Origin of the sequence: Cupriavidus basilensis OR16, from assembly GCF_000243095.1 — a bacterium.
GTDB lineage: Bacteria > Pseudomonadota > Gammaproteobacteria > Burkholderiales > Burkholderiaceae > Cupriavidus > Cupriavidus basilensis_D.
In genome coordinates this window covers 19,648-33,074 of the sequence record NZ_AHJE01000035.1, presented here as the reverse complement: position 1 = coordinate 33,074, position 13,427 = coordinate 19,648, and the positions used below count along the sequence as shown (strand labels likewise).

10 protein-coding genes and 1 pseudogene are annotated in these 13,427 nt (G+C 69.0%); all 11 read left to right on the top strand.

The features are described 5' to 3' along the window. Nucleotides 1-73: 73 nt before the first annotated feature. The 11 genes and pseudogenes from OR16_RS13380 to OR16_RS13330 all read left to right on the top strand — a co-directional run bounded on the left by OR16_RS13380 (nucleotide 74) and on the right by OR16_RS13330 (nucleotide 13,364). A complete protein-coding gene (locus OR16_RS13380; protein ID WP_006158491.1) occupies nucleotides 74-976 on the top strand; it encodes a polysaccharide deacetylase family protein in 903 nt (300 codons plus the stop codon). Between the two features lie 123 nt (nucleotides 977-1,099). Next, the gene (locus OR16_RS13375) at nucleotides 1,100-1,717 is read left to right on the top strand and encodes a hypothetical protein (protein WP_006158490.1); all 618 of its coding nucleotides are present in this window, start codon (nucleotides 1,100-1,102) and stop codon (nucleotides 1,715-1,717) included. Then, entirely contained in the window at nucleotides 1,717-2,133 is a 417-nt protein-coding gene (locus OR16_RS13370) for a DUF2149 domain-containing protein (protein WP_006158489.1), read from the top strand. Before OR16_RS13375 ends, OR16_RS13370 begins: the two co-directional genes overlap by 1 nt. Then, nucleotides 2,133-3,077 (top strand): annotated as a pseudogene (locus tag OR16_RS45715) (cobaltochelatase subunit CobN); the annotation flags it as partial. The gene OR16_RS13370 and the pseudogene OR16_RS45715, both read left to right, overlap by 1 nt. After that, on the top strand, nucleotides 2,993-3,685 hold the full coding sequence (locus OR16_RS47265) for a cobaltochelatase subunit CobN (RefSeq protein WP_081488772.1): 693 nt from the start codon (nucleotides 2,993-2,995) through the stop codon (nucleotides 3,683-3,685). The pseudogene OR16_RS45715 and the gene OR16_RS47265, both read left to right, overlap by 85 nt. Then, on the top strand, nucleotides 3,661-6,183 hold the full coding sequence (locus OR16_RS13355) for a cobaltochelatase subunit CobN (RefSeq protein ID WP_006158486.1): 2,523 nt from the start codon (nucleotides 3,661-3,663) through the stop codon (nucleotides 6,181-6,183). The genes OR16_RS47265 and OR16_RS13355 overlap by 25 nt, the downstream gene beginning before the upstream one ends. A gap of 242 nt (nucleotides 6,184-6,425) precedes the next feature. Then, entirely contained in the window at nucleotides 6,426-7,508 is a 1,083-nt protein-coding gene (gene cobW / locus OR16_RS13350; protein ID WP_043419639.1) for a cobalamin biosynthesis protein CobW, read from the top strand. A gap of 19 nt (nucleotides 7,509-7,527) precedes the next feature. Next, nucleotides 7,528-11,364 carry a cobaltochelatase subunit CobN gene (gene cobN / locus OR16_RS13345; protein ID WP_006158484.1) on the top strand — a complete coding sequence of 1,279 codons (3,837 nt, stop codon included), beginning with the start codon at nucleotides 7,528-7,530 and terminating at the stop codon, nucleotides 11,362-11,364. Then, nucleotides 11,361-12,425, top strand: coding sequence for an ATP-binding protein (locus OR16_RS13340; RefSeq protein ID WP_006158483.1), 1,065 nt, complete (start codon nucleotides 11,361-11,363; stop codon nucleotides 12,423-12,425). Before cobN ends, OR16_RS13340 begins: the two co-directional genes overlap by 4 nt. 160 nt (nucleotides 12,426-12,585) lie before the next feature. Next, nucleotides 12,586-12,903, top strand: coding sequence for a type II toxin-antitoxin system PrlF family antitoxin (locus OR16_RS13335; RefSeq protein ID WP_006158482.1), 318 nt, complete (start codon nucleotides 12,586-12,588; stop codon nucleotides 12,901-12,903). Next, nucleotides 12,903-13,364 carry a type II toxin-antitoxin system YhaV family toxin gene (locus tag OR16_RS13330; RefSeq protein WP_006158481.1) on the top strand — a complete coding sequence of 154 codons (462 nt, stop codon included), beginning with the start codon at nucleotides 12,903-12,905 and terminating at the stop codon, nucleotides 13,362-13,364. The genes OR16_RS13335 and OR16_RS13330 overlap by 1 nt, the downstream gene beginning before the upstream one ends. Nucleotides 13,365-13,427 lie beyond the last annotated feature (63 nt).

Sequence of the window (13,427 nt, the reverse complement as noted above, 5' to 3'; positions counted from 1 at the left end):
AGCCTGAGACTCATTCCGGACTGCCCGCGCAGTGTGCCACACAGCGCACTATGTGCCGAACCGGACGCTTTGCATGCGCTTTTCCCATCTTGTTCATCTCGCCGCCGGCGTCCTGGCGTGCAGCCTGAGTCTTGCCTGTGCGGCCACGCCGGTAGCCGCTTCCGGCATGCCGGCGAGCACGCTGCCCGAGATCCGGCTGGCTGCCCTGCGTGCGCAGCGGCCACTCCCGCCCATCCGCTTCCTGCTCACCTTCGACGATGGCCCTGATGCCGGCGAGGATGGCAGCACGCCGCTGATCCTGCGCCAGCTTGCCGACAATCCGGTGACGCCGGGCATCAAGGCGCTCTTCTTCGTGCAGACCGCCCACCCGAGGCGTGGCGGCGGCGAAGCCGGCAAAGCGCAGATGCACGCCACCTGCCTCGCCGGCCATCGGCTTGCGGTGCACAGCGGGCTGCCGATCGGGCATCTCTCGCATACGCGCATGTCGCCCGAAGAGCTGGAGGCGTCGCTGCTGTCCGGCGAGGCCGATATCATCGCGCAATGCCGCGGCGCGGCCCAACTGGTGCGCCCGCCCAACTGGGCGTACAACGATGCGGTGCTGGCGGTCTACCACAAGCTCGGCCTGGGCATGCTGATGTCGGACGTGAACGCGCGCGATGGCAAGATCTACGGCTGGCATATCAGCCTGCGCCGCCGCTCCCATATCAACAGTGAACTGGCGCAGGTAAAGGTAGCCATTGCCGAGCAGCGGCTGCCAATCAGCGGTGGCGTGGTACCGATCGTGGTGAGCTTTCACGACACCAACGACTACACGGCCTCGCACATGACCGAGTATCTCCAGATCCTGGTGGAGGAAGCGAGGGAGAACGGCCTGGTACTAGCCGATCCGCCGTTCTACACCGACGCCCGCGTGGCGGAACGCGCGGCGCGGCTACGCGCGCAGTCGGGCATCTATGCGCGCGATAGCTGGCCCTGATGCCTTGGCGGCAAGCCAGCCGCGTGCGAATCCCGGCCTGGGATAAGGCGCGTTGGCGACGTACAATGCTGCGCCGGGGCCTGTTGCCGCCCGCCGGTCCGCCTAACCCAACTGCCGCCAATCATGATGGAAAGCGTCGTCACCGAGATTTTCTACCGCCTTTCCACGGCATTTTTCTGGCCGGTCGCGCTGGCGCTGCTGGTGCTATTTGTGCTCTCGCTAGCCGATCTCGGCGGGCTGATCGTGCAGTCGCGCCGCCGTGCCGTGGCGCCGCGCAGCGATCTGCCGGCGCTGGCCAACGCGCTCGCCGCCAGCCTGGCGGATGGCACGCGCGCGCATCTTGACGCCGCATCGCTGTCAAATTCACTGTCGCCCTCGCTGGCTCGCTTCTGGGGCATGCTGGAAGAACGGCTCGCCCGGCTCGATTCGTACGAACACCTTGACCTGTGGCTGGACGAAACGCTGCAGCGCGAGGAAATGCGCGTGGCCAACCGGCTCGACCTCGCCGGCGACATGGCCGGCATGGTCAACCACCTGGTGATCGGCTTTGGCGCGGTCGTCTGCGGCCTGGTGCTGGGCGGCATCGCCTACGTGCTGACGCTCACGCGCGAGCGGTGGGCGCGGACCGATCTCAAGGAAATGGAAAACCTGTGCGAGCTGGTGCTGCGGGCCATGCCCGGGCAGGCGGCGCCGGCCGCGCACGCTCACGCTGCCATTCACCTGGCCGGGACCCGCGGCTGATGGATGCGGGCCAGGGGCACCAGTTCAGGCGGCGGCGCTTTGTGCGCCGCCGCTGCGCGCAGGGCGAGCTTGCCTCGGTGCATCGGGAAGACCCGCTGGCCGGCGTGGCCAACCTGTTCGATGCTTCCATCGTTTTTGCCGTGGGCCTGATGGTGGCGCTTACGCAAGCGTTCAGCCTGACCCAGCTGCTTAATCCCGACTCGCAGTTCACCATGGTCCAGCGCGATCCCCGCACGGGCGAGCTGCAATTGCTGGAGAAAAACCGCAAGGAGGTCAAGGTCAGGAAATTGTCCCAGCAGCAAAAGACGGGCGAGGGCACCCGGCTGGGCGTGGCTTACCAGTTGCCGGATGGCAGTGTGGTGTATGTGCCGGAAGGCGTGGCGCCCGGCGCGGCCTCGGCCCCGGGCGCGCGTTGATGGCGTCGTCGCAGCGGATTTCGCTGTGGCAGCGCTGGCTGCTGATGATTGTCGGGCTGCTGTGCGGGTGCCTTGCCGGCCCAGGCCATGCCGGCGCTGCCGGGGCCGGACAGACGGCTGCGGTGCGCGTGCTGCTGGTCACTACCAATACGCACCTGCTGCCCGCCGCCGAGGCGCGCCTGCGCGAGCTGGCCGGGCCGGGCCGGGTGGTGCTGGATGCCGTGACGGCCGTGCCCGACGAGGCGCAAGTCGCCGCCGCCGATGTCATCTACGCGTACTTCGCGCCTACGGCCGTGCTTCGGCAGATGGCGCCGGCGGTGCGCCAGGCGCGCCAGCGTGGCGCGCTGGTGCTGGCCGCGCCGGCAGCGTCCGCCGAGGCCGCCTGGGGCTTTGGCCTGGATGCCGCGCGCAACCAGGCCGCCGAGGCTTACTGGAGCGCCGGCGGCGCAGACAACCTCGCGGGCTGGCTGGCCTGGCTGGTGGCCGCCGTGCGCGGCGATCAGGCCATCGCCGTGCCGCCGCCGCGCCCGCTGCCCGCGGCGGGCATCTATCACCCGCGTGCGGCGCAAGCGTTTGCCACGCTCAAGGACTATCTCGCCTGGTATCGGGCTGGCGCCAGCGGCGTGCCGGCCGACGCGCCGCTGGTCGGCATTGCCTTCTACGCCAGCCACTATCGCCAGCAGGATCTCGCCCATATCGATGCGCTGGTCGCGGCGCTGGAGCGGCAGGGCATCGGGGCCGTGCCGGTGTTCGGCTGGCCGCTGTCCGGGCTGGACCCGATGCTCACGGTCGACGGCCAAAGTCCCCTGCGGGCGTTGCTGGCGCTGAACCTCACCATCAGCCGCGCCGAGGACAAGGCCTGGCTGGAGCGCCACGGCCTGCATGCCGTCAACCTGATCGCCACGCGCGACAGCCAGGCGGGCTGGCGGGCGGATGTCCGCGGCATCGGCGTGTCCGCGGCATCGGCGGCGAGCGCCTGCCGCTGCTGCTTAACACGCCCGAGCGGGCCGGCGCCTCGGAGCCGATCCTGTTCGCCACGCTCGAGGATGAGCACGGCGCCAAGACCAGCCGGGCCGTGCCGGAACGAGCGGACGCGGCGGTGGCCCGCGTGCGGCGCTGGATCGCCTTGCAGGACCAGCCCGCGGCGGACAAGCACATCGCCATCCTCTACTACAACAACCCGCCGGGCCGCGGCAATATCGGCGCCAGCTACCTGGCCACGCTGCCGTCGCTGGTGCAGATCATGGCGCGCCTGCGCGAGGCGGGATACCGCACGGGCACCGCGCTGCCGGACACCGCCGAGCTGACCGCGCTGCTGGAGCAAAATGGCCGCAATATGGAGGAATGGTCGCCCGGCGAGCTGGCCGGGATGGTGTCGCGCGGCCGCGTCACGCTGCTACCGATGGCGCAATACAAGCGCTGGTTCGATGCCCTGCCGGCGGCGTTTCGCCAGTCGGTGCTGGCCGCCTGGGGCCCGCCCGAGCGCAATCCGCTGATGCGGGTGGGCGCTCCACCTTTGCGCGCGCCATGGACAGCTCGCACGACACCGTGACCCCGCCGCCGCATTCCTATATTGCCGCTTACCTGTGGTACCGCCATGCCTTTGGCGCGGACGCGATGGTCCACGTGGGCCGCCACGGCACGCTGGAATGGCTGCCGGGCAAGCAGGTGGGGCAGAGCGGCGACGACAGCGCCGAGGTACTGCTGGGCGACCTGCCCAACGCTTACTACTACATCCAGGACGGCGGCGGCGAGGCCATCCAGGCCAAGCGCCGCAGCGCCGCCGTGCTGGTCAGCCACCTGACCCCGCTGATCGCCCGCGCCGGCTGGCCGGACAAACTGGCCAAGCTCGACGAGGCGATCGAGCAGCAGGAGGCCGCCGCCGAAAGCTCCCCCGCGCTGGCGGAGCAATACCGCCTGCAGGCGCTGGCGCAGATCCGCGCCCTTGGGCTGGACCGCCAGCTCGGGCTGGATCCCGGCGCGCCGTGGGAGCAGGTCGAAGCGGTGATCCACCGCTTCTTGCACAAGGTGGAAGCCGAACCGGTGCCGCTGGGCATTCACACGCTGGGCGAGCTGCCGCCACTGGATGCGCAGCGCCAGGCGCTGGCAACGGTGCTGGAAAGCGCATTCGACGCGAGCCAGGCGCGGCTGATCGGCAAGGACGCGCTCTCGCGCTGGGCCGGCGCATTGGCCGAAGGCCGCGAGATGGCCAGCGCCGCGGATACGCCCTTGCCGCCGGCGCTGGCCGAGAAGGTGAAGGCCGCTGCGTCCAATGCACGGGCATGGCTGGCCAATCTGCGCGAATCGCCGCGCCGCGAGCTGGACGGGCTGGTGACCGTGTTGTCTGGCCGCTACCTGCCGACCGCGCCGCTGGGGGATCCCGTGCGCACGCCACAGGGCCTGCCCACCGGGCGCAACCTGCACGCCTTCGACGGCGCGCTGATCCCCACGCCGGCCGCCTGGCAGCTTGGCAAGCAACTGGCCGCGCAGACGCTCGCGCGCTATCGCGAGGAAACCGGCAAGACGCCCGAGCAAGTGTCGATGGTGCTGTGGTACGGCGAGACCGAGCGCCACCAGGGCGCGATGGAGAGCGAGGCGCTCTACCTGATGGGCGTGGAGCCGGTCTGGAACGCGCGCGGCGTGGTGGAGGACGTGCGCTTGATTGCCGATGCCGCGCTCGGCCGGCCGCGCGTCAATGTGCTGTTTACCATCTCCGGCATCTACCGTGACGGCTTCGGCGACAAGGTGGCGCTGCTGGACAAGGCCGCGCGCCTGGCCGCCGCCGCCGGCGACAACGCCATCAGCCGCCACGACCGCGAGGCGCAGGCTACACTGCTGGCGGCCGGCGTGGAGCCCCAACTGGCCGCGCGCCTGGCCCGCGCCCGCGTGTTCGCCGCCAAGCCCGGCAACTACAGCATCGGCGTGCAGCAGATGGTGGAGCAGAGCAAGGACGTGCCGCAGGCTGGCGAGCAGCCGGACGCGCTGGCGCGGCAGTACTTGCGCTACATGAATTTTGCGTTCTCCAGCGAAGGCTGGGGCGAGACCGCGCCGCAGGCGCTGGCCAGCCACCTCAAATCCAACCAGGCCGTGCTGTTCTCGCGCGCCAGCACGCTCTACGGGGCGCTCGACAACGACGATACCTACCAATACGCCGGCGGCCTCAACATGGCGACGCGCGTGGTCAGTGGGCAGGCGCCGCGTTTCTGGCTGCACAACCTGCGCCGCGCCGGCGAAGAGCAGACCGTGGACGCCCGCACCTGGCTGGCCACCGAGCTCAACGCGCGCAACTGGAACCCGCGCTGGATCGAAGGCATGCAGCGCTCGGGCTATGCCGGCGCGCGCGAGATGTTCAAGGAGATCGAGCATCTCTACGGCTTCCAGGCCACCAGCCCGGAGCAGATGAGCGGCAGTTTCTGGCAGAACACGTATGACGTCTACGTGGCCGACAAGAATGGCCTGGACATGGATCGCTTCTTTGCGCAAAACAACCCGCATGCGCGGCAGGGCATCCTGGCGCGGCTGCTGGAAGTGGACCGGCAGGGGAGCTACCGCTTCACGCCTGCCGAGCGCGCCGATATGGCGCGGCGCTATGTGGAGTCAGTCAATCGCGATGGCTTGTCCTGTTCGGCCAATAGCTGTGGCAATCCCGTGCTGATGCAGTACATCGCCGGGCTCGGGCAGCGAGCCCGGCTGCCCACGGATGCGCTGCGCGAATTCTCCGAGCGGCTGGCGACGGCCATGCCGGGGCGCGAGCCAGCCGCTGTATCTGGCCGGGCCGCCGTGGCCGACTTGCCCCGCGCGAGCGCGCCGGCGCCGGCGGCCCGAGCGCCGGCGCCGCAGCCAGCACCGGCGCCGCGTCCCGCCAGCGAACGCGTGACCGGCCAATTGCTCGAAAGCCGCGTGATCAAGCTCGCCGCACCGGCGCCGCTGACCGGCCTGGCACCGCGCGAGGCGCTCTGGACCGCTGCGCTGATGCTGTTGCTGGTCGGCGCCGGTGCGGGGGGCGAGTGGTGGCGCGGCCGTGGCAGGCGGCGTCCAGCGTCACGCTGACGCGGCTCGGGTGGACAGCACCGTACGATCTCTTTATGCTGATCTCCTCGTCGCGGCCAGGCCCGTCGCTGCTTGCCACACGTACCGATACATTGCGGCGCATGTCGGCATGTACTGTTATTTACCGATGCTTGCCGGCAGTGATCGGCTGCACGGAACGTAACTTGCCAAGGGCCTGCCAACCCGCGCTGCGCACGCCCCGATTCAACCACCAGCGCCAACGCTGAATGCCCCTATCCACCATGCAGATCCGTAAAATCCCCGCCACCATCGTCACCGGCTTCCTTGGCAGCGGCAAGACCACCTTGCTGCGCCATATCCTCGAGAATGCCAACGGACGGCGCATCGCGGTGATCGTCAACGAATTCGGCGAGCTGGGCATCGATGGCGAGATCCTCAAGGGCTGCGGCATCGGCTGCGACGAAACCGGCCAGAGCAATGGCCAGCTCTATGAGCTGGCCAACGGCTGCCTGTGCTGCACGGTGCAGGAAGAATTCTTCCCGGTGATGGAACAATTGCTGGAGCGCCGCGGCGATATCGACCACGTGCTGATCGAGACGTCCGGCCTGGCGCTGCCCAAGCCGTTGGTGCAGGCCTTCAACTGGCCCAGCATCAAGAACGCCTTTACCGTGGACGCGGTTGTTACCGTGGTGGACGGCGCGGCAGCCGCGGCTGGCCAGTTCGCCGCCGACCCGGACGCCGTGGACGCGCAGCGCAAGGCCGATCCCAACCTCGATCACGAATCCCCGCTGCATGAACTGTTCGAAGACCAGCTCGGCGCGGCCGACCTCGTCATCCTCAACAAGACCGACCTGATCGACGCGGCGCAGCGTGCCGAGGTGGAAGCGCTGATCCGCCCGGAGATTCCCGCCCAAGTGAAGATCGTCGGCGCGCAGGGCGGCAAGCTGGATATCGCGCTGCTGCTGGGCCTGAACCGCGCTTCGGAAGACACCATCCACTTGCGCCCGGATCACCACGGCTCGGCGGACGATCCCGATCATGCCGACCACCATCACGACGCGTTCGATTCCGTGGTGGTGACCCTGGGCGAGGTGGACCGCGACCCACTGATCGACGGCCTGCGCCAACTGGTGGAGCGCCACACCATCTACCGTATCAAGGGCTTTGCCAGTTTGCCGGCCAAGCCCATGCGCCTGGTGCTGCACGGCGTGGGACAGCGCTTTGACAGCTACTTCGATCGCCGCTGGCGGCAGGGCGAGGCGCAATCCACGCGCATTGTGCTGATCGGCCAGGATCTCGACCAGCCTACGCTGCAAGCCGCCCTGGAGGCCGCGTTGAACGCCGCCGCCGTGCGCACGGCTTAAGGCCCAGCCCAGGTACCCGATGCACCTGCTTTCCACCCGCCCGGGCGGCTTCGTCGACGACAACGCCGGCGTGGTGCGCATTGAACAAAGCCCGGCGCAAATCGTGGTGCTCAGCGCGGCGGATACCACGCTGTCCTTACTGGCCGGGGCCTTCCCGCGCCTGGGAGAGGATTTCCCCACGGTGCGGCTGGCCAACCAGATGTACCTGCGCCAGCCGGCTTCGCTCGACATGTATGTGGAAGACGTGTTGCAGCACGCGCGCGTGGTGGTGGTCGACCATCTTGGCGGCGACAGCGACTGGCCCTATGGCCTGGAGCGGCTGAGCGAACTGGCGCGCTCGCGCAACCAGCTGCTGGTGATGTTCTCCGGCGACCTGGCCGAGGACGCTAACCTGCGCGCGCGCGGCAACGCGCCGCAAGCGCTGGCCAGCAACCTGTGGCGCTACCTGCGCGAGGGCGGTGCGGACAACGCCGAGCAGTTCTTCCGCTGCCTGGCGCATCACGCCTTCGGCTGGGGCGAGCCCGCGCTGCAGCCACGCGTGCTGCCGCTGCAGCCACGCGTGCTGCCGCAGGCGGCGATCTATCATCCGGCACACGGCGTGGCGACGGCGGCGGACTGGCAGCGGGAGTGGGCGCAGGATGGCCATGCCGACGCGCCGGTCGTGGCCCTGGTGTTCTACCGCGCCCACCTGCAGGCTGGCAACACTGCCGTGTTCGATGCCCTCATCGCGGCCTTGCGCGCAGAGGGCATGAACCCGCTGCCGCTGGCGGTCAATTCGCTCAAGGACACCCTGTGCCGCGAGGTGCTGCAGCACTTGTGCGCGGGGCACGGCGCGGCGTTGGTGCTGAACACCACGGCGTTCGCCGTCTCGTCGCTGGACGCGCCTGAAACCCTGGCGCTCGCCGGCGACGCGCCGGTGCTGCAGGTGATCCTGAGCGGCGGCAACCGCGAAGACTGGCTGCAGGACAGCCAGGGCCTGGGCCCGCGCGATGTGGCCATGCATATCGCCATGCCCGAGGTGGACGGCCGCATCATCACGCGCGCAGTCAGCTTCAAGGGGCTGGCCTATCGCTGTCCCTATACCGAGGTCGACGTGGTGCGCTACCAGCCCGATGCGGAGCGCATCGCCTTCGTGGCCGAGCTGAGCCGCCGCTGGTGCCGCCTGCGCCAGCTGGACAACACCGACAAGCGCGTGGCGCTGGTGCTGGCCAACTATCCGGCCAATGAAGGGCGCATCGGCAACGGCGTGGGGCTGGATACGCCGGCCTCGGTGGTTGGCATCCTTCGCATGCTGCGCGAGCAGGGCTACCACTGCGAGGGCCTGCCCGCCGATGGCGACGACCTGATGCGCGGGCTTACCCAGGGCATCACCAACGACCTTGCGCAACGCGACCTGCGGCCGGCTTTCCAGAGCCTGCCAATGGCCGACTACCTGGCTCACCTGAGCCGCCTGCCGGCGGGCAACCAGCGCGCCATTGCGCAGCGCTGGGGCAGCCCGGACCAGGACCCGATGGTGCGCCAGGGCCGCTTCATGATCGCCGGCGTGCGCAGCGGCCACTTCTTCGTCGGGCTGCAGCCAGCCCGCGCGTACGCGCGGGCCGCAGACGAGGGCACCCAGAGCTACGCCAGCTACCACGACGCCGACCTGGTGCCGCCGCATGGCTATCTCGCCTTCTACTTCTGGCTGCGCCACAGCTTCGGCGCCGACGCCATCGTCCACGTGGGCAAGCACGGCAACCTGGAGTGGCTGCCCGGCAAGAGCGTGGCGCTGGCCGATACCTGCTGGCCCGATGCCATCCTCGGGCCGCTGCCGCATCTCTACCCGTTTATCGTCAATGACCCGGGCGAGGGCGCGCAGGCCAAGCGGCGCGCGCAGGCCGTGATCATCGATCACCTGATGCCGCCGCTCACGCGCGCCGAGAGCTATGGCCCGCTGCAGGACCTGGAGCGGCAGGTCGACGAATACTACGAGGCGCTGGCGGTGGACCCGCGCCGCGCGCGGATCTTGCGCAAGGAGATCCTGAAGCGGATCGTGGACCAGCAGCTGCATCGCGAGCTGGGGCTGGAAGCGCCAGCCGACATCGGCGGCGAAGATGCGCTGCTCAATCGTACCGACGCTTACCTGTGCGAGCTGAAGGAATCGCAGATCCGCGATGGCCTGCATGTGTTCGGCGTATCGCCGGCGGGCCGCCAGCGGCGCGATACGCTGCTGGCGCTCGGGCGCTTCCCGGTGGGCGACGGCAAGGGCGCGCAAGCCAGCTTGCTGGCGGCGTTGGCCGCCGACCTGGCATTGGGCGATGGCTTCGATCCGCTCGATGCCGACTGGTCCGCGCCATGGGAAGGGCCGCGTCCGGCGCAAATGGCGGCGCTCGACGCAGGGCCGTGGCGCCATCACGGCGATACGCGCGAGCGGCTGGAGATGCTGGCCACGGAATGGCTTGAAGCGGCAGGCTTCGACGGCGACATGGCGCGTTCCCTGCCGCGGACCGCTGCCGTGCTGGCACGCCTGCAGCGGGACGTGATGCCGCGCCTGGATGCCTGCGGCCCACAGGAAATGCTGCAACTGTCGCGCGGCCTGGCTGGGCGCTTCGTCCCACCCGGCCCCAGCGGCGCGCCCTCGCGCGGACGGCCCGACGTACTGCCTACCGGGCGCAATTTCTACTCGGTCGATACGCGCGCGGTGCCCACCCGCACGGCCTGGACGCTGGGCCTGAAGTCCGCCAACCAGCTGATCGAGCGGCACTTGCAGGAGCACGGCGAATATCCGCGGTCGATCGGCCTGTCCGTATGGGGCACCGCCACCATGCGCAGCGGCGGCGACGACATCGCGCAAGCGTTCGCCCTGCTGGGCGTGCGGCCGAAGTGGGCGCCCGGCAGCTACCGCGTGACCGATTTCGAGATCCTGCCGATGGCGATCTTCGACCGTCCGCGCGTTGACGTGACCTTGCGCGTGTCGGGGTTCTTCCGCGATGCCTTTGCCAACGTCATGCGCCTGTTCGATGCCGCCGTGCAGGCGGTGGCCGAACTGGACGAGCCGGCCGAACTCAACCCCGTGCGTGCGCGCGTGCAAAGCGAGTGCGCACGGCTGGAAGCGCAGGGCGTGCCCGCACACGACGCGCGCCGCCGCGCCGGCTGGCGCGTGTTCGGCGCGCGCCCGGGCGGCTACGGCACCGGCCTGCAGGACCTGATCGACAGCCGCGATTGGCAGGACGACAAGGACCTGGCGCAGGCCTACCTGCATGCCGGCGGCTACGCCTATGGGCAAGGCACGGATGGCGTCGAGGCGCGCGCCAGTTTTGCCGAACGCTTGTCGAGCCTCGATGCGGTGGTGCAGAACCAGGACAACCGCGAGCACGACCTGCTCGACGCCAACGACTACTACCAGTTCCAGGGCGGCATGGTGGCGGCCGCGCGCGAGTTCGGCGGCGCCCAGCCGGCGATCTACCATGGCGATCATAGCAACCCGGCGACACCGCGCATCCGCACCCTGCAGGAAGAAATCAGCCGCGTGATCCGTGCGCGCGTGGTCAATCCCAAGTGGATCGACGGCGTCAAGCGGCACGGCTACAAAGGGGCGTTCGAGATGGCCGCCACGGTGGACTACCTGTTCGGCTTCGATGCCACCACCCGCGTGGTGGGCGATCACCAGTACGCGCTGGTGACCGATGCCTATGTGAACGATGCCGACACCCGCGCCTTCCTGCGCCAGCACAATCCGCGCGCGCTGCATGCCATCTGCGAGCGCCTGCTGGAAGCGGCGCAGCGCGGCCTGTGGCAGGAGCCGGGCGAGCGCCGTGCCCAACTCGAACAACACCTGCTCGACAGCGAGCAGGCGCTTGAAGGAATTTCCTCATGAACGCGACCACCCGGCTCGCCCGCGTGCCATTTCCCTTCAGCGCCCTGGTCGGCCAGCAGCGCCTGCAGCAAGCGCTGCTGCTCGCCGCGGTGGATCCCGGCATCGGCGGCGTGCTGGTTGGCGGCCCGCGCGGCACGGCCAAGTCGACCGCCGCGCGCGCGCTGGCCGAACTGCTGCCCGAAGGCCAGTTTGTGACGCTGCCGCTGGGCGCCAGCGAGGAACAACTGATCGGCACGCTCGACCTCGGCCATGTGCTGAAAGAGGGCGAGGTGCGCTTCGCGCCCGGCCTGTTGGCGCGCGCGCATCAGGGCGTGCTTTACGTGGATGAAGTCAACCTGCTGCCGGACCACCTCGTCGACCAGTTGCTGGACGTAGCCGCCAGCGGCGTCAACGTGGTGGAGCGCGACGGCGTGTCGCACCAGCACGAGGCGAGCTTCGTGCTGATTGGCACCATGAACCCGGAAGAGGGCGAGTTGCGCCCGCAACTGCTGGACCGTTTCGGCTTGTCGCTGGCGCTGGAGAACTGCGCCGATACCGCGCAGCGCCAGGCCATCGTCAAGGCGCGGCTCGCCTTCGACACCGATCCGGCGGCCCTGCGCGCCCGCTTTGCCACTGAGCAGGAAACGCTCACGCGGCAGGTGCGCCTGGCGCGCGCCGCGCTGTCCGCGTTGTCGTTCAGCGATGCCGTGCACGAGCGTGTCAGCCACCTGTGCCTGGCCGCCGCCGTCGACGGCGTGCGCGCCGACCTGGTGATGCTGCGCGCGGCACGCGCGCTGGCGGCCCTGCAATGCGACGCGGCGGTGGTGCCCGCGCATGTGGATGCCGTGGCGGAACTGGTGCTGCACCATCGGCGCCAGGCGGCGCCCGATGCCGACAGGCATGGCGATGCCAGCGATGCCGGCGAATCCGGCCGTGCCAGCGATGGCAGGGGCGATAGGGCCGACACCGGCGCGGCGGACGCCGGCAACCCCTGGGGAGCGCTGCCGCCGCCATCGGCGGGCAGCGCGACAGGCATCGCCGCCGTCAAATCCGTGAGGCCGCTACCCGCAAAAAAAGCCTGAGCCACCGGCAGGCCGCCGCCGATTCCGGGCAAGGCGGCAACCGGTGGCAAGCACCCCGCATCGCCTCTCCCCGAGGCCGCCCGGCAGGCTTGCGCATTCACTGGCCACGCACGCTCGCGGCCAAACGCACCGAGCCGATCCTGCTACCCGGAGACGCACTATGCACGACATCCACGAAGTGGCTACTTTGACTTCCAAAGGGCAACTCACCCTCCCCAAGCCCATCCGACAGGTACTGGGCGTGGACGCAGGCGGAAAAGTGGCGTTCGATCTACGTGACGGAGAGATCGTCGTCACGCGGGCCGATGCGGAACACGGTGATCCGGCGATCGGTGCTTTTCTGCGCCTCCTGGAAGCCGATATCCGTGCGGGGAGACACCTGCAGACGCTGCCGGAGGATCTGGCTCACGCCATGCTGGCGAACGCCGGGCATGGGGAGAGGCTCGATCAGGACATTGACGGCGACGTGGAACTCTGATGCAACGCCATGGCTGGACGTTACTGTTTCATGAGGGGGTGATTGAACAACTGCGGAAGTTGCACGGGGCAGCGCAGCGCGCGCGACAGAATGACCCAGTGGGATGCGATCGCAATGCCAACGTCAAACTGTTCCGCGCCTTGAGCCAGTTGATATTGGACGTTGTGCCCGGAGACCCTTCACGGGAAGAGTTCCGGCAAGGCAATACCCTTGGCGAGGCATACCGGCACTGGCGGCGGGCGAAGGTCGGGCGCCGGTTCCGTCTGTTCTTCCGCTACGATTCTCGCTCGAAGGTGATCGTGTTCGCCTGGGTGAACGATGAGCAGACTCTGCGTTCTGCGGGCAGCAAGTCAGATCCCTACGCGGTATTCGAAAAAATGCTCGGGCGGGGAAATCCGCCGGATGATTGGGCCGTCCTGGTTGCGGCGAGTCGTGCGGAGTGGACTGTGGCCGAGAAATGACCAGGGATGTCGAGACTGCCAATGCGCTGGCCGATGCCACGCGCGACGTTGGCGGTCTCGTGT

Excerpts from the sequence above, each read along its gene's own strand:
- OR16_RS13380 (WP_006158491.1), top strand. The coding sequence starts at position 74 with ATGCGCTTTTCCCATCTTGTTCATCTCGCCGCCGGCGTCCTGGCGTGC.
- OR16_RS13375 (WP_006158490.1), top strand. The coding sequence starts at position 1,100 with ATGATGGAAAGCGTCGTCACCGAGATTTTCTACCGCCTTTCCACGGCA.
- OR16_RS13370 (WP_006158489.1), top strand. The coding sequence starts at position 1,717 with ATGGATGCGGGCCAGGGGCACCAGTTCAGGCGGCGGCGCTTTGTGCGC.
- OR16_RS13355 (WP_006158486.1), top strand. The coding sequence starts at position 3,661 with ATGGACAGCTCGCACGACACCGTGACCCCGCCGCCGCATTCCTATATT.
- cobW (WP_043419639.1), top strand. The coding sequence starts at position 6,426 with ATGCAGATCCGTAAAATCCCCGCCACCATCGTCACCGGCTTCCTTGGC.
- cobN (WP_006158484.1), top strand. The coding sequence starts at position 7,528 with ATGCACCTGCTTTCCACCCGCCCGGGCGGCTTCGTCGACGACAACGCC.
- OR16_RS13340 (WP_006158483.1), top strand. The coding sequence starts at position 11,361 with ATGAACGCGACCACCCGGCTCGCCCGCGTGCCATTTCCCTTCAGCGCC.
- OR16_RS13335 (WP_006158482.1), top strand. The coding sequence starts at position 12,586 with ATGCACGACATCCACGAAGTGGCTACTTTGACTTCCAAAGGGCAACTC.
- OR16_RS13330 (WP_006158481.1), top strand. The coding sequence starts at position 12,903 with ATGCAACGCCATGGCTGGACGTTACTGTTTCATGAGGGGGTGATTGAA.